This is a genomic window from Desulfomicrobium baculatum DSM 4028 (assembly GCF_000023225.1).
GTDB classification, from domain to species: domain Bacteria; phylum Desulfobacterota; class Desulfovibrionia; order Desulfovibrionales; family Desulfomicrobiaceae; genus Desulfomicrobium; species Desulfomicrobium baculatum.
Genome location: NC_013173.1, coordinates 312,501 through 327,580 on the forward strand (window position 1 = coordinate 312,501; position 15,080 = coordinate 327,580).

A 15,080-nucleotide genomic window follows, 5' to 3' on the forward strand; every position below is an offset into this window, starting at 1 on the left:
GTAAGACGACGTATAGGGTCTGACGCCTGCCCGGTGCTGGAAGGTTAAGAGGAGATGTCAGCGCAAGCAAAGCATTGAATTGAAGCCCCAGTAAACGGCGGCCGTAACTATAACGGTCCTAAGGTAGCGAAATTCCTTGTCGGGTAAGTTCCGACCTGCACGAATGGCGTAACGATCTCCGCACTGTCTCGACCAGAGACTCAGTGAAATTGAATTGGCGGTGAAGATGCCGTCTCCCCGCAGAAAGACGGAAAGACCCTGTGCACCTTTACTATAGCTTGACATTGGATCTTGAACTATCATGTGTAGGATAGGTGGGAGACTGTGAAGCGGGTACGCTAGTATCTGTGGAGTCAACCTTGAAATACCACCCTTGTTAGTTTAGGACTCTAATCCCTCGCCGTTATCCGGCAGGGAGACAGTGTCTGGTGGGTAGTTTGACTGGGGCGGTCGCCTCCCAAAGAGTAACGGAGGCGCGCAATGGTTCCCTCAGGCTGATTGGAAACCAGCCGTTGAGTGCAAACGCATAAGGGAGCTTGACTGCGAGACAGACATGTCGAGCAGGTACGAAAGTAGGTGTTAGTGATCCGGTGGTCCCGCATGGAAGGGCCATCGCTCATCGGATAAAAGGTACGCCGGGGATAACAGGCTGATCGCATCCAAGAGTTCACATCGACGATGCGGTTTGGCACCTCGATGTCGGCTCATCACATCCTGGGGCTGGAGCAGGTCCCAAGGGTACGGCTGTTCGCCGTTTAAAGTGGTACGCGAGCTGGGTTTAAAACGTCGTGAGACAGTTTGGTCCCTATCTTCTGTGGGCGTAGGAGAATTGAGTGGGTCTGTTCCTAGTACGAGAGGACCGGAATGGACGATTCCCTAGTGGACCTGTTGTCACGCCAGTGGCATAGCAGGGTAGCTATAATCGGAATGGATAACCGCTGAAAGCATCTAAGCGGGAAACCAGCCACAAGATAAGTTCTCCCTTGTCGCAAGACACTGAAGATCCCAGGCAGACCACCTGGTAGATAGGCCGGAAGTGTAAGCGCAGTAATGTGTTCAGCTGACCGGTACTAATAGATCGTGAGTCTTAACTCTCTCTCTTCACCTGTTTCTCTTATATATTTCGTCCTGGTGACCACGGCGGAGGGGAACCACCCGATTCCATTCCGAACTCGGAAGTTAAGACCTCCAGCGCCGATGATACTGCCAGTCCACTGGTGGGAAAGTAGGTCGTCGCCAGGACCTTTTTTTTCTCTTCTCTTATGAGCATAACACTCGCCATCCTCGTTTTTCTTCTACTCATCATCGCCTTCTTCACTCATATTTTTTCTTTTCCCGCAAATTGGTTCATCATACTTATCTTGGGCGCTTGGTCCTGGATAACTCCTGAATCTCCCCTTACGCTGACCACGTTTCTGATTTTTGTCGTTGTTGCATTCCTGGGGGAATGCATCGAATTTGCCTTACAAGCATTGGGGGCGAGCAAATATGGCGCATCTTCGTCCGGAAACTGGGGCGCTTTTGCCGGCGCCATATTCGGCGCGATCCTCGGCGCGCCGTTTTTCCTGGGGCTTGGGGCTCTTTTCGGCGCGGTTGGCGGGGCCTACCTGGGGTGTCTGGGAGTTGAGGTGATGAATCATCGCCCGTTCGCGGACGCTAAAAAAGCGGCACTGGGCGCCATGATCGGCAAGGTTCTCGGTCTGGCCGTCAAGATCGGGATAGGTATCGCATTTCTTGTTCATGCATTTCGACTGCTCTTTCTGACGTGACGATTTACGTCGTTTGTCTTTAACGACCCTTCTCTTCTGGATTTTCATGCCCCCTGATTAGGGATTGACTAGTCAAGTATTCCTTAAATATCCTTCATCAATTTCTCGTTCTCGGGCTTTGGCCGCGTTTTTGGCCAGTTCGTCGCAGCGCTCATTTTCCGGGTGCCCGTCATGGGCTTTCACCCAATGAAATATCACCTTGTGTTTTTGCAACAAAGACAGCAGTTGTTCCCAGAGATCCCTGTTTTTGACCGGCTTTTTGGCCGAGGTCAGCCAGCCGTTTTTAAGCCATGACTGGATCCATTTTTTGGATATGGCGTCACACACATAGCGTGAGTCTGAATGGACATGCACTGTGCATGGCCGCTTCAGATGCTCCAGAGCGTGAAGAACGCCACGAATTTCCATGCGGTTGTTCGTGGTCTCGATATAACCCCGGCTGAGCTCCTTTTTTGAGTCAGCCCAGATAAGAACAGCGCCCCAGCCTCCGGGCCCCGGATTGCCCAGGCTCGATCCGTCCGTGTAGATTGTAACTGATGTATCGGTCACGTTATTCTCTTCTTTATTTATAGGTTCGAAAGTTCGATGCGATTATTCATGCGTTGTCCACGATTCCTTGACCTTGCGTTAGGAGTCTTTTACGAAGGAGCATTATGAATTGGGACTGGGAAAAACTACAAGAAAAACGACAGCGGCAGTCTGGCCCCATGCCTGGGCCGGATCTTGGTGATTTAAACGAAAAAGTCAAACAGTTTAAACAGATGAATTTGCCTGGATGGCGAATCATCGTGCTCGTGGCCCTTTTGTTCTGGCTCGGTAGCGGTATTTATATCGTTCAGCCGGATGAGGTCGGCGTTGTCAAGCGCTTTGGAGCCTATGAACGCACCACCGATCCTGGACCGCATTATCGACTGCCCTTTCCGTTTGAATCCGTGCTGACTCCTCAGGTCACCAAGATTCAGCGGCTGGAAGTCGGTTTTCGCGGGAGCACCGCCTTCACCGTAGGAACCGGCACCCAGGTCCGGCAGGTTCCGGAAGAATCCCTGATGCTCACGGGTGACGAGAATATCGTCGACGTCCAGTTTATCGTTCAGTTTTTGATCGATAACGCTCAGGACTATCTGTTCAACGTAGCCAATCAGGATAAAACCGTCAAAGACGCGGCCGAAGCTGCCATGCGTGAAGTCATCGGCTACAATAAGATCGATGCCGCTCTTACGGATGACAAGCTGACAATCCAGAACGACACGCGTGACCTGTTGCAAAAAATTCTGAACAGTTACAAGAGTGGCATCAGAGTTGTGGCCGTGCAGTTGCAGGATGTTCATCCTCCACGGCAGGTCATCGACGCTTTCAAGGATGTCGCCAGCGCAAAAGAGGATAAAAGCCGTTTTATCAACGAAGCGGAAGCCTACGAGAATGATCTCGTCCCGCGTACACGTGGTGAGGCCGCTGCTATCCTGAACCAGGCCCAAGCCTATAAGGAAACAAAAATCCTGCAGGCCAGAGGTGACAGCGATCGTTTTCTCTTTGTTCTGGAAGAATATCGCAAGGCAAAGGATATCACTAAGAAACGCATTTATCTTGAAACAATGGAAGAGATCCTTTCCAGGCCGGAAGTGGAGAAGATTATTATTTCAAATGATTCCATGCAGCGTGTTTTCCCCTATTTGCCTTTGCAGCGCTCCGGAAAAGCAGCCGTGAACGGACAGGCTAAAGACGGAGGAGTGAACTGATGAGATCAATTCAATTTGCGATAGCCGGAATAGGCATAGCTGTTTTCATTCTGCTGCAATGTGTTTTTATGGTTGATCAGACGGAAAGAGCCATCGTTTTGCAGCTTGGCAAACCGGTCGGGAACGCAGACTACGAGCCTGGGTTGCACTTCAAGCTTCCTTTTGTGCAGAATGTCATATTTTTTGATTCCCGAGTTCTTGAATACGATGCGCCGGCCGCAGAAATTCTGACGCAGGACAAGAAGAACATGGTTGTCGACAATTTTTCCAGATGGAGGATTGTCAATCCCCTTGTGTTTTATCAGACCGTGCGCAATGTCCAGGGCGGTTTGTCCCGCATTGACGATATCGTTTACTCACAGCTCAGAGAGTCCTTGGGCCGGTATACGCTTACTGAAATCGTGGCGGTCGAACGATCGACAATCATGGACGAGGTCACAACCAAAGCCAATGTGCTTTTGGGTGAATACGGGATCCACATCATTGATGTTCGCATCAAACGGACGGATTTGCCCCAGGAGAATCAGCTTGCGATCTACGGCCGCATGAAGGCCGAGCGTGAGCGCCAAGCCAAGCAGTATCGTTCGGAAGGGCGTGAAGAGGCCACCAAGATCACGACCTTGGCGGACCGACAGCGGGCAGTCATCCTGGCCGATGCCCGTCGCGCGGCCGAGGCTGCCCGAGGCGAGGGCGAAGCTGCCGCTACGGCCGTCTACGCGCAGGCCTTGTCCCAGGATCCTGACTTTTATGAATTCGTGCGCACCATGGACGCATACAAAAAGACCATGAAGGATCAGACCCAGTTTGTGCTGACCCCGCAGAGCGAGTTCTTCAAGTATCTCCAATAAGACGAAACAACAGCATAAAAAAAGGCGGCCCATGGGTCGCCTTTTTTTATGCTGCTTATCTTACAGGGTTTTTGCGTCTTCTTCCACCTGTTCGATCATCTTGCGTCGTTCATCCAGTATGCGCTGCGTCAGTTCGGGATCGTGCAGGGCCAGAATCTGGGCCGCAAGCCACGCTGCGTTGCGCGCGCCGACCTTGTCCAGAGCCAGCGTTCCGACCGGAAAGCCGGGGGGCATCTGCACCGTGGCCAGCAGCGCATCCCATCCGCCCAGTGAGGACGCGGAAATCGGGATGCCCAGGACCGGTCGCACGGTTTTGGCCGCAACGGCGCCGGCCAGATGGGCGGCAAGGCCGGCGGCGCAGATAAAGACCTGAACGCCGTCTTCCTCAAGTTCTTTGATCAGGCGGGCGGTACGCTCCGGGGTTCGATGAGCCGAGGTGATGGTAAAGGTGCAGGAAATTCCCAATTTTTCCAATACATCCGCGCAAGGGCGCACTGTGCTCTCGTCGGACTTGCTTCCCATGAAGATTGCTACCTGTGGCATCATGTCCTCCTTAATCCTTTGTTAGCGATATCTTTACGATAATAGCTGTTGTCAAAGTGGATTCTGGCAACAGCCTGGTACGCCCGCTCTCGCGCTTGCTCAAGGTCCGTGCCCAGGGCGGTGATGCCCAGGACCCGTCCGCCAGTGCTGACGGGAGTTCCGTTTTGCAACTGCGTGCCGGCTTGGAAGACTTTGACGGATTCAATCTGTTCCGCAGCGTCAATGCCGGAAATGGGCATGCCCTTGGGATAACTTTGCGGGTATCCAAGAGCCGCCATCACGATACAGCAACTGGTTTCCTGGTGGAATTCGACCTGCTCGGGTGAAAGGGTACCGTTCACGCAAGCGAGCATGATCTCGACCAGGTCCGATTTGAGCCTGGCCATGAGCGGCTGGCATTCGGGGTCGCCGAAGCGGACATTGTATTCCAGAACCATCGGGCCTTTGTCGGTCATCATAAGGCCGGCGTAGAGCACTCCCTTGAAGGGTTGGCCAATGGCCGCCAGATGCTCGGTGATCGGCCGGATGGCCAGATCAGCCATGGTCTCGTACTTTTCCTGCGGCAGGATGGGGGCAGGGCTGTAGGCGCCCATGCCGCCGGTGTTGAGGCCCGTGTCGTTGTCGCCGATGCGTTTGTGGTCTTGCAATGACGGCATGGGAACGATGGTGCTCCCGTCACAAAAAGCCATGAAGGAGGCCTCTTCACCGATCAAGGCTTCTTCGACCACAACGGTGAGTCCGGCTTCGCCAAACACCTTGGTAATCATCATGTCTTTTAAGGCCTCTTCAGCTTCGCTCATGCTCTGGGCGATGACGACGCCTTTCCCCGCAGCCAGACCGTCCGCCTTGATGACCATGGGCAGCGAGTGCCCGCGCACATAGACCAGTGCCCGCTCATAACTGTCGAAGACCTGAAAGCGGGCTGTCGGCACCCCGGTTTCCCGCATCATGTTTTTGGCGAAGGCCTTGGAGCCTTCGAGCTGGGCGTCGAAGGTGCATGGGCCGAAGCAGGGGATATGCACCGCGGCCAATGCCTCCTGCAGTCCAAGAACAAGAGGCAGCTCAGGCCCTGCGACAACAAGACCGATGTCATTGTCGCGGGCAAAAGCGACAATGCCCTCAATGTCGTTGTCGTGCAGTGAAACGTTGGTGCCGAGAAGGGCCGTTCCACCATTACCCGGCGCAATGAACAATTTGTCCAGCAAGGGGCTTTGACTGATTTTCCATGCCAGGGCGTGTTCCCGTCCACCGGCTCCAACTATAAGAATGTTCAAATAATCCTCCTGTGGTCCAATTCTGCCAATTTCGATGGAAACGAGCGCTCTAAGAGCGACGTTTAAATAATTTTTCCAGATCGCCTACACCCCAACGCACTGCAACGGGGCGTCCATGCGGGCAATAATTTTTTTCCGACACATGTTGCCAGGAATCGACAAGCTCTAGCGCCTCGTTTGGAGTGAGGGTGTCGCCTGCCTTGATGGCGGCCTTGCAGGCCATGACCGCCCAGAGATCTTCCATTGAAGTGGCCTTTTCGGTCAGGATGTCCTGCAGAAATTCTTTGGCTTTGGAAGGGGTCAAGAGCGCTGGAATGGAGTGCAGCATGAGGCGGCCGGGGGTAAGTTCAAGAGAAAAACCCAGTTCGTCGAGCTTTGTCCAGATTTCCTGCGCCAGGGCCGCCTGTGCGGGATGCAGAGGAATTTCTAGGGGGAGAAGCAGCGGACGCCTTTCTCCCCGAGTGCCCTGGGCGCGCAGCATGTTGAACAAAACGCGCTCATGGGCGGCGTGCTGATCGATAAGCGTGATCTCGTCTTTGGCGGCAAGGATCAGGTATGTCTGAGCAAATTGCCCAAGATATTGAACCGCCGTCGGGGCGTGAGTCGTGGAAGCGTTTTGTCCGGCTGAAGGGAGTCGGAGAGCTTGAGTGTCCGCGGCAGGCGGGCCGGTTTTCGCGAGCGAACTGTCAGCCGATTCAAAGAGTTTTTGCGCAGCGGCGGAGGACGCGAATTTTTGCGGCCAATCCTGTTCATAAAGAAGCGCGTCCTGGCCTGACTCGATCTTGGCTTCCCCGGGTACGGGAAAACGCGGTTCCATCACAGGCAAAGACGCATGCACCTGGCTGACACTAAGCGGCTGGGCATGCTCAATTGCGTGGGTCTGGTGGACATTACGCTCCAAGGTCTGCAGGACAGCCCTGCGTATGATCCGGAAAATGGCGCCGTCGTCCTGGAAGCGGACTTCGGTTTTGGCCGGATGCACGTTGACATCAACCTCATCCGGGGGAATTTCCAGAAAAATGACCGCCTGGGGATACTCCTTGCCAAGAATTCTTCCCCGGTATGCTTCGCGGATGGCGCTCAGGATTGTCTTGTCCTGGACCGGGCGGGCGTTGACATAGACAAGGATGCGGTCCGGACGGCCCTGGGCCATGGCGGGGTCGCCGACAAGACCGTGTACGGACAGTTCTCCATCCTTGAAGTCGACGCCGTGCAAGGATTCGACAACTTCCTGGGGCCAGATGGCTGCCAGACGCTGCGTGAGATCCTGTGCTGCCAGAAATCGGTGCACAGTTCGATCCGCGTTTACGAGTTCAAAATCCACATGCGGATTGGCAAGTGCGATCCGGGCGACAAGTTCGGCGCATTTGCGGGTCTCGGTGCCCGGTTTTTTCAGAAATTTGAGACGGGCCGGTACGTTGGAGAACAGATCGTTGATTTCAACATCCGTTCCTTTGGGCATGGCTGTTTTGTCCTGACGCAGGATTCGCCCATGCAGCACCTCCAAAACCCCGCCGTCGCCATCGTGGCGGGCGGAGGCAATGCGGAAGCGGGAAACAGATGCTATGCTCGGCAGGGCTTCTCCACGGAATCCGAAGCTATTGATATGCTGCAAGTCGCTCAGATTCTGAAGCTTGCTGGTGGCGTGACGCGTAACGGCAAGTTCGAGTTGGTCTTCAAAGATACCGGAACCGTTGTCGCTGACCCTGATGCAGGATTGCCCGCCGTCGCGGATTTGAATCCGGATTCGGGTCGCGCCTGCATCCAGGGCGTTTTCGACAAGTTCCTTCAAAACGCTGGACGGTCGTTCGACGACCTCTCCCGCTGCAATCTGGTTCTGCAGTTCGGGAGGAAGGAGGCGGATTTGTTTCTCGGGGATCATGTCTTAACGGCCCAAGGATCCCAGTTGCGCGAGGATGACCCGAAATTCAAAACGGGAGTCCTCGTCGGTTTGACTCCATGAAGTTTCGGCGGAAAAACACTGATGATCGTAGCGCAAAGTCAGCCTTTTCTCGAGGTCTGTGCTGGCTTCCCAATCGACACGGTACAAAAAGGCGGTGCTCCACTGATTATTGATGGCAATCCCGCCACCAAAGGAGGCGATGCGCTGGCGTTCTTGCTCCTGCCGTAAGTATTCGTCGATTTCCTCCAGAAAATCCAGGCTGAACGTGGCGTATACAAGACTGTCGTAGTAGGCGGAGAGTGAATGCTCATGCTCTATGATCTGGCCTTCATATGGGGAGAACCACGTTTTGTTGTTCAGGTAAAGCCATGGACTAAGCCTGGTGGTCAGATCCGTCAGCACGTCGGAAAAGGGACGATTTGGATATTCGTCAGTGTCGTCGTTGCGCCTTTCTTCGCGGATGCTGTAGGACTGCTCGAAACGCAATCTCGCCATTTCAAAAAAATCCATTTGCAGACCAGGCTGACCTTGCTCTTCCAGAGCGGGCTGCCATCTTCCGGTCTTCATGGTGAAAATATTTGTAATGGAATATGTAAGCTCATTTTTTGCGTCAATTCGATCTGCTTCGTCAAAATAAGGATATTTTTCCTGTTCGGAGTAGGGGATATAGTCATATTCAAGACGAGGCTGAAGAGCGTGTTTCAATTTCAACCATGTCGCAGAAGCAGCGTCCTTATCGATGCTGCTTTCTTCATTTAAAGTAAATATTTTAGAAAATTCAGTGTACGCTGACGTAGAAAAATCCGGAAGAAATCGTGTTTGCGTGCTTCTATCTGTGTCTACATCACTGTCATCCCCTTCAAAACGCTGTATGAAATAGCTTGTACTCCGGACGCCAGCCTTAGGAATTATCGAGCCGTATTCAAAGTGCAATGGTAGTCCAATTATAGGGTGGATATCGAAACGAGATCCCGTTGTTCCGTATTCTCTCCAAAATGAAGCCAGTTGCGAACTTCCCTCAGCGGTCAGAGGAGTGCTGAGAAGTTGGGTCTGGTAAAGATGCAGATTGAGTTCCGGAAGCCTCTGGAGCGTAGGGTCGTCAGCCTTACTTTTATTCGTCAGGTTGTTGTTGCTGCCGTATTCAAGATTTTGCGTGTACTCCAGAAGCCCTTGGAATCCAAGGTCGCCCCAGTTGCGACTCAGGAGTGCTCGGTTGATTCGCAGATTACTGTCGCTGTCCTCAATGTCGCGTCCAAAATACTGTAAAAAATCACGGCGGCTTTTGTTAAAGCCGGAATAGCCGCGTGAAAATTCACGTAGATAATCCTGGTCCGAAACCATATCCAGGTCGAATTTGAGATTCCAGTCCGGTTCTCCAACGTAGCCGTCAAATTTGCCCCGCCCCCACCAGCGATTGCGGTTTTCGCGCGACATGCCCACGTTGTCGCTGTAGAGCGATTCGCCCTCGATCTGCTGATCGTAGAGATAGTCGAGTTTCCAGATGCCCTTGCTGTGAATGTCGGGCACCATGCGGTATTCGGCGCCGAGCATGAGACCTTTGTTCGACATGAGGTGCGAGTAGAGCGTGACGTCCTGCTCTTCATCGATGACCTGATAATATGGTTGATCATAGGTGATGCCGAGACGGTCGCTGGTGCCGATCTCGGGCAGGAGAAAGCCGCTTTGCCTTTTGGTCTTGACGGGGATGACCGCGTAGGGAGCGGCAAAGACGGGTTGATCGAGGATTTGAAAGCGAGGGGTCCAGAGGTGCGCATAGCCGTCTACCGTAATGTCGCCCCGTGACGTCTTGATCGACCAGGCAGGACGGTCGCCGTCGCATACTGTGATGGTGGCTTCACGAAATTCGTACGTATCCTGGCCGGTCTTTTTGAGAACGGCGCCCTCGAAATACATGTGCGGATCTTGCATGAAGATTTGGCCGTTTTTCAGCCACCCGGTATTCGTGTTGAGATCGAACTCCGCCTCTTCGGCCTTCAGAAAATCACCTTGGAATCTGGCTTCGACATTGCCTTTAAGGAAGACCCATTTTGTGGACTGGTAATATCTGGCATAATCGGCGCGGATGTAGTCGTTCCCTCTGTCCAGCACTACGTTTCCGAATGCTTCCAGGTATTGGTTGTCGTGACTTGCGGCAGTCTTGTCCGCGAGCAGGCGCCATGACTGGGGCTCGTCTTCCTGCGCGGTGGCTGGGTCAAAAGCGGACGAGGCCAGCACAGACATGACGCAAAGCAGAGAAATGAAAAGGATTCGCAGCTTCATGGGTTCGCCGTTGGATGGTCGAGAGTTGGTGTGGATGTGGCGGCACTGGTAGCATAAGCGACGCTGGATGCCTAGTCCGAAGTGTGCGGGCGGTCCGGCAGGGAGTTGACGAGGAGCTTGATTTGATGATTGAGAGCTGAGCGCAAAGAGGTTGATTAACATGTTGGATTCATGGCCAAGTTTGCGTCGCATCCTTGTTTCATTTTTCACAAACAGCTTGACCTTGGAAGTGAGGTGATTTAAGAACCCCGCAAATCTGTCCTGCTCTTCCAATGCGTTGCGCGGTCAATCAGAAAATCGTATAACATCATGCATTTTAAGGTATTTATGGAACTACAAAAATTTTTGACCGACAACCATCACGCCATTTGTGCCCAATGGGCAGAGGCGATTATCAAGACCTACCCTGAAGAGGGTGCCAAATTTTTTTCTGGTTCGTCCAATCAGTTCGCCAATCCTGTCGGTCATACTTTTCGCAACAATGTCGAGCGGATATATAAAATATTGCTCAGCCAGGCCGATGTTGCGGAATGTTCCACCGATCTGGACGGGATTTTACGCATCAGGGCCGTGCAAGGGTTCGCTCCTTCGGTCGCTCTGAGTTTTCTGCCTGCCCTCAAGGAGATAGTCCGGCGCCAGCTTGAAAAAGCTTACCCTGCTGAGCAACCAGATTCCATGCTGTATGATTGGAACACTCGCGTAGACAGGCTGACAATGCTTGGTTTTGACCTGTACATGAATTGCCGGGAGCTTCTTTGGAAGCAAAAAGCAAATCAGTTATATAGTAGAACTCATAAATTGCTTGAAAGGGCTAATTTATTGAAAGACGAGGAGGTAGCGGGGTAGTGTCCGTTAAGTATATTTTTTGTGTTAACCCTTTAGCGAGGTAAAAGGTACATGAAAGCTCTTTACTCCCTTTTCCTGGTCTTTGCCCTCGCGGCATTAGCCCTAGTGGGCGCCGGGGCGATGGGTATGGAAAAAGCCTTTGGGCTGTACATACCCTTCCTGGCAGTCGCGGTTTTTGTGGTGGGATTCTGTATGAGAGTTGTGGATTGGGGGAGATCGGCTGTGCCGTTTTGTATCCCCACAACATGTGGTCAGCAGGAATCCCTGCCTTGGATCAAGCAGAGCACCATCGAAAATCCTTCCACCACGGGCGGCGTCGTGATGAGGATGCTCTTGGAAGTGCTCTTGTTCAGGTCGCTTTTTCGCAATACCAAGGTTGATCTGCACGAAGGTACAAAAGTTACCTACAGTTCAAGCAAATGGTTGTGGCTTGGCGCTCTGGCATTCCACTATTCGTTTTTGACCATCGTTCTGCGGCATATGCGCTTTTTCACAGAGCCGGTGCCGGGCATTATCGCCGGTATTGAAGCCATGGACAGCATGCTGCAGATCGGCGCTCCGACGCTCTATCTTACCGATATCGTGTTTGTCGCCGCTGTAACCTATCTTTTTGTGCGACGCGTAGTGGTTCCCCAGATCCGTTACATTTCATTGGTGCAGGATTATTTTCCGCTGTTCCTGATTCTCGGAATCGCTTTTTCCGGAATTTTCATGCGGTATTTTGCCAAGGTTGACATCATCTCGGTCAAACAGCTGGCCATGGGCCTGGTGACATTTTCCTGGGTCGTGCCGGAAGGGATCGGAGTGATGTTTTACATCCACATGTTCCTTGTTTCCGTGCTTCTGGCCTATTTTCCGCTCAGCAAACTCATGCACATGGGCGGCGTGTTCCTTTCGCCCACGCGCAACATGAACTGTGCTTCCAGAAAGTTCAGGCACATTAACCCCTGGAAGTTCGAGAATGTTCATTATCACACATACGAAGAATACGAGGATGAATTCCGTGAGAAGATGGTCGAGAAGGATCTTCCCGTGGACAAGCCTCTAGCAGAAGGAGCCGAGTAATGTCTGATCTGCCACGCCCTGAAGCGCTTTTTGCGAATATCGATTACACGCCGCCCAAGGCGGATTGGATGGACGTGCCGGTGGAGATCAAACCCGGCCGGTACTGTTACGCAGCCAACCCCGACAGCGTGAATTACGTGGGCCTGCCGCATGCCCGGAAGTGGAATCCTCTCGACGACGATTGGAAGCTTCCGGAGAACTGGCAGGAAATCATCTTCAACGGTCTGCGCGAACGTCTGCAGAAGTTCCGCTCGTTCAAGATCTTCATGGACATCTGCGTGCGTTGCGGCGCTTGCGCGGATAAATGTCATTTCTTCATCGGCTCCGGTGATCCGAAGAACATGCCGGTGCTGCGCGCCGAATTGCTGCGTTCCGTCTACCGCGGGGAATTTACGACCTTCGGCAAGATTCTTGGACGTTTTGCAGGCGGACGCAAGCTGACTCCGGAAGTCCTGAAGGAGTGGTGGTATTATTTCTTTCAGTGTTCCGAATGCCGCCGCTGCTCTGTCTTCTGTCCCTACGGCATAGACACCGCCGAGGTGACCATCATCGGCCGTGAACTGCTGAACCTGCTCGGCCTCAACATCGACTGGATCGCGACCCCGGTGGCCAATTGTTATCGCACAGGCAACCACCTTGGCATCCAGCCGCACGCCTTCTTCGATATGATCGACTTTTTCTGCGACGACATCGAAGACATAACCGGCATCCGCCCAGAGCCTTCCTTCAACAAGAAAGGCGCCGACATTCTCTTCATCACGCCTTCCGGAGACGTTTTCGCCGATCCGGGTACCTATACCTGCATGGGCTACCTCATGCTGTTCGAGTACCTGAAGCGCGAATACGGTTTGGACGTGACCTGGTCGACATATGCCTCCGAGGGAGGAAACTTCGGTTTCTTCACTTCGCATGAGACCATGAAACGTCTCAACTCCAAGATGTACATGGAAGCCGACCGCTTGGGCGTGAAGTGGATTCTCGGCGGTGAATGCGGCCATATGTGGCGCGTCATCCATCAGTACATGGACACCCTGAACGGGCCTGATTTCCAGCATTCGCGCATGGAAGTCCCGTCCAACCCGATTACCGGAACGGTGTTCAAGAACGCGGCCAGCACCAAGATGGTCCACATCGCCGAATTCACGGCGGACCTGATCAAGCACGGCAAGCTCAATCTGAACAAGAAACGCAATGCCAACATCCACCTGACCTGGCACGACTCCTGTAATCCTGCCCGCGGGATGGGTCTTCTCGATGAGCCCCGTTTCGTGGCCAAGAGCGTCGTCGAGAAATTCACCGAAATGCCCGAAGGCACCACTCGCGAGCAGACTTTCTGCTGCGGTGGCGGCGCTGGTCTTAACGCCGGTGAGAATGACGAGCTGCGCATGATGGGCGGTCTGCCCCGCGCCAATGCCGTTAAATATGTTCATGAAAAATACGGCGTGAATATGCTCGGTTGTGTCTGCGCCATCGACCGGGCAGTGCTCCCCAATTCCATGAAATACTGGGTGCCGGAAGTCGACGTTTGTGGCTTGCATGAACTTGTTGCCAATGCCTTGGTCTTTCCTGGTGAAAAAGAACGCGAAACCGATCTGCGTGGTGAAGACCTGCCCGGGCTGGAGGATGAATAATGTACGACAAGAATAAAATTCTGATCGGTCTTGCCGTGTTCGTGGTCTTCATGACCTATCCTTTTTGGAACAACATCGGCAGCGCCGCTTATCAAAGACCCGAATTGGAAAAGCCCAAGAACGCCAAGGACTGTGTCGAAAGCGTCGAATTCATGCGCGCCGAGCACATGGCCATGCTCAACGACTGGCGAGACGAAGTCGTCCGCGGTAGTGAGCATGAGTATCATTCCACGGCCAACCATCAGGTTTTTCAGAAGAGCCTGAGCAAGACGTGTATGAAGTGTCATGAGAACAAGGATAAGTTCTGCGACAAATGCCATGCGACCGTTTCCGTGAACCCCTACTGCTGGGATTGTCATGTTGATCCGAAGGGGGAGAACAAATGAAAACTTTGCGTAGAGATTTTTTGAAGATCGCTGCGGTGGCGGCTTTGGGTTGGGGCGTTCGCCCCGCCTCCGAGTTGCTGGCTGCCGGAGGAGGGACGGCGAGAGAAGGATTGCTTTTCGCGTCCCGGCATTCTGTTCACTCCGGGCCCAATGCTCTTAAGGCCTCCCGGTGGGCCATGGTCATCGACACCGCCAAGTTGACTGAAGAGATTGTGGCGGATGTGACAAAGATTTGTCACACCACACATAACGTTCCGAATATTCCCGGTAATCAGAATATTAAGTGGATCTGGGAAACATCGATGGAACATCTCTTTCTGGACAACCATCACGAATATCAGCCTGAGGCCGGAGCCAAGTCGGCCCTGGCTTTGTGCAACCATTGCGACAACCCCCCCTGTGTGCGGGTCTGCCCGACCAAGGCCACATTCCAGCGTGAAGACGGCATCGTCATGATGGATTTTCACCGCTGTATCGGCTGTCGTTACTGCATGGCCGGATGTCCCTACGGTTCGAGAAGCTTCAACTTCAAGGACCCGCGTCCGTTCATTGAAAAGGTTGATCTTGATTACCCCACCCGTACCAAGGGCGTGGTCGAGAAGTGTGAATTCTGTGCCGAGCGCCTGGCTGAAGGGAAAATGCCTTCGTGCGTTGAAGTCTCCGCAGGGGCCATTACTTTCGGGGATTTGGAAGACCCTGAATCCGATGTGCGCAAGTTGCTTGCTGAGCGCTTTTCCATCAGGCGCAGCCCGTACCTTGGAACCAAACCTTGTGTTTACTATCTCGTGTAAGGGGTGAG

Annotated in this window: 13 protein-coding genes and 2 rRNA genes (1 of these 15 only partly in view); 10 read left to right on the forward strand and 5 right to left on the reverse strand. The window is 53.2% G+C overall.

Going from position 1 to position 15,080, the window contains the following annotated elements; genetic code table 11:
* From DBAC_RS01365 to DBAC_RS01375, 3 genes are all read left to right on the forward strand, one after another.
* A 23S ribosomal RNA gene (locus tag DBAC_RS01365) occupies positions 1-1,095 on the forward strand (it extends 1,850 nt beyond the left edge of the window).
* Positions 1,096-1,127: 32 nt separating this feature from the next.
* Positions 1,128-1,242: ribosomal RNA gene (gene rrf, locus DBAC_RS01370) — 5S ribosomal RNA — on the forward strand.
* Between the two features lie 20 nt (positions 1,243-1,262).
* Positions 1,263-1,769, forward strand: coding sequence for a DUF456 domain-containing protein (locus DBAC_RS01375; protein ID WP_012805473.1), 507 nt, complete (start codon positions 1,263-1,265; stop codon positions 1,767-1,769).
* Between the two features lie 72 nt (positions 1,770-1,841).
* On the opposite strand, the gene rnhA is transcribed toward DBAC_RS01375, so the two are convergent.
* Positions 1,842-2,318 (reverse strand): ribonuclease HI, encoded by a 477-nt coding sequence (rnhA, locus tag DBAC_RS01380; RefSeq protein WP_012805474.1) that lies wholly within the window; start codon positions 2,316-2,318, stop codon positions 1,842-1,844.
* A 104-nt stretch (positions 2,319-2,422) separates the two neighbouring features.
* Here rnhA and hflK point away from each other — a divergent pair, with 104 nt between their 5' ends.
* The gene (gene hflK / locus DBAC_RS01385; protein WP_012805475.1) at positions 2,423-3,505 is read left to right on the forward strand and encodes an FtsH protease activity modulator HflK; all 1,083 of its coding nucleotides are present in this window, start codon (positions 2,423-2,425) and stop codon (positions 3,503-3,505) included.
* Positions 3,505-4,353, forward strand: coding sequence for a protease modulator HflC (hflC, locus tag DBAC_RS01390; protein ID WP_012805476.1), 849 nt, complete (start codon positions 3,505-3,507; stop codon positions 4,351-4,353). The genes hflK and hflC overlap by 1 nt, the downstream gene beginning before the upstream one ends.
* A 60-nt stretch (positions 4,354-4,413) precedes the next feature.
* On the opposite strand, the gene purE is transcribed toward hflC, so the two are convergent.
* From purE to DBAC_RS01410, 4 genes are read right to left on the reverse strand one after another with little or no spacing between them, the layout of a single operon-like run.
* The gene (gene purE / locus DBAC_RS01395) at positions 4,414-4,896 is read right to left on the reverse strand and encodes a 5-(carboxyamino)imidazole ribonucleotide mutase (RefSeq protein WP_012805477.1); all 483 of its coding nucleotides are present in this window, start codon (positions 4,894-4,896) and stop codon (positions 4,414-4,416) included.
* Positions 4,896-6,170 carry a phosphoribosylamine--glycine ligase gene (purD, locus tag DBAC_RS01400; protein ID WP_012805478.1) on the reverse strand — a complete coding sequence of 425 codons (1,275 nt, stop codon included), beginning with the start codon at positions 6,168-6,170 and terminating at the stop codon, positions 4,896-4,898. Before purD ends, purE begins: the two co-directional genes overlap by 1 nt.
* 49 nt (positions 6,171-6,219) lie before the next feature.
* Complete coding sequence (gene mutL / locus DBAC_RS01405) at positions 6,220-8,052, reverse strand: DNA mismatch repair endonuclease MutL (protein WP_012805479.1); 1,833 nt, start codon at positions 8,050-8,052, stop codon at positions 6,220-6,222.
* Positions 8,053-8,055: 3 nt separating this feature from the next.
* Positions 8,056-10,353 carry an LPS-assembly protein LptD gene (locus DBAC_RS01410; RefSeq protein WP_012805480.1) on the reverse strand — a complete coding sequence of 766 codons (2,298 nt, stop codon included), beginning with the start codon at positions 10,351-10,353 and terminating at the stop codon, positions 8,056-8,058.
* A gap of 327 nt (positions 10,354-10,680) precedes the next feature.
* Here DBAC_RS01410 and DBAC_RS01415 point away from each other — a divergent pair, with 327 nt between their 5' ends.
* The 5 genes from DBAC_RS01415 to dsrO are packed head-to-tail and all read left to right on the forward strand — an operon-like array spanning position 10,681 to position 15,072.
* The gene (locus DBAC_RS01415; RefSeq protein WP_012805481.1) at positions 10,681-11,199 is read left to right on the forward strand and encodes an RsbRD N-terminal domain-containing protein; all 519 of its coding nucleotides are present in this window, start codon (positions 10,681-10,683) and stop codon (positions 11,197-11,199) included.
* Positions 11,200-11,250: 51 nt separating this feature from the next.
* Positions 11,251-12,264: a sulfate reduction electron transfer complex DsrMKJOP subunit DsrM gene (gene dsrM / locus DBAC_RS01420; protein WP_012805482.1), complete on the forward strand. Its 1,014-nt coding sequence runs from the start codon at positions 11,251-11,253 to the stop codon at positions 12,262-12,264.
* Positions 12,264-13,895 (forward strand): sulfate reduction electron transfer complex DsrMKJOP subunit DsrK, encoded by a 1,632-nt coding sequence (gene dsrK / locus DBAC_RS01425; protein ID WP_012805483.1) that lies wholly within the window; start codon positions 12,264-12,266, stop codon positions 13,893-13,895. The genes dsrM and dsrK overlap by 1 nt, the downstream gene beginning before the upstream one ends.
* Positions 13,895-14,281 carry a sulfate reduction electron transfer complex DsrMKJOP subunit DsrJ gene (gene dsrJ / locus DBAC_RS01430; RefSeq protein ID WP_012805484.1) on the forward strand — a complete coding sequence of 129 codons (387 nt, stop codon included), beginning with the start codon at positions 13,895-13,897 and terminating at the stop codon, positions 14,279-14,281. The genes dsrK and dsrJ overlap by 1 nt, the downstream gene beginning before the upstream one ends.
* Entirely contained in the window at positions 14,278-15,072 is a 795-nt protein-coding gene (gene dsrO, locus DBAC_RS20005; protein WP_012805485.1) for a sulfate reduction electron transfer complex DsrMKJOP subunit DsrO, read from the forward strand. Before dsrJ ends, dsrO begins: the two co-directional genes overlap by 4 nt.
* Positions 15,073-15,080 lie beyond the last annotated feature (8 nt).

Bases quoted from the DNA above. Each gene is read 5' to 3' on its own strand.
- hflC (WP_012805476.1), top strand. From the start codon at position 3,505: ATGAGATCAATTCAATTTGCGATAGCCGGAATAGGCATAGCTGTTTTC.
- dsrM (WP_012805482.1), top strand. From the start codon at position 11,251: ATGAAAGCTCTTTACTCCCTTTTCCTGGTCTTTGCCCTCGCGGCATTA.
- DBAC_RS01375 (WP_012805473.1), top strand. From the start codon at position 1,263: ATGAGCATAACACTCGCCATCCTCGTTTTTCTTCTACTCATCATCGCC.
- mutL (WP_012805479.1), bottom strand. From the start codon at position 8,052: ATGATCCCCGAGAAACAAATCCGCCTCCTTCCTCCCGAACTGCAGAAC.
- DBAC_RS01410 (WP_012805480.1), bottom strand. From the start codon at position 10,353: ATGAAGCTGCGAATCCTTTTCATTTCTCTGCTTTGCGTCATGTCTGTG.
- purE (WP_012805477.1), bottom strand. From the start codon at position 4,896: ATGCCACAGGTAGCAATCTTCATGGGAAGCAAGTCCGACGAGAGCACA.
- dsrJ (WP_012805484.1), top strand. From the start codon at position 13,895: ATGTACGACAAGAATAAAATTCTGATCGGTCTTGCCGTGTTCGTGGTC.
- DBAC_RS01415 (WP_012805481.1), top strand. From the start codon at position 10,681: ATGGAACTACAAAAATTTTTGACCGACAACCATCACGCCATTTGTGCC.
- hflK (WP_012805475.1), top strand. From the start codon at position 2,423: ATGAATTGGGACTGGGAAAAACTACAAGAAAAACGACAGCGGCAGTCT.
- dsrK (WP_012805483.1), top strand. From the start codon at position 12,264: ATGTCTGATCTGCCACGCCCTGAAGCGCTTTTTGCGAATATCGATTAC.
- dsrO (WP_012805485.1), top strand. From the start codon at position 14,278: ATGAAAACTTTGCGTAGAGATTTTTTGAAGATCGCTGCGGTGGCGGCT.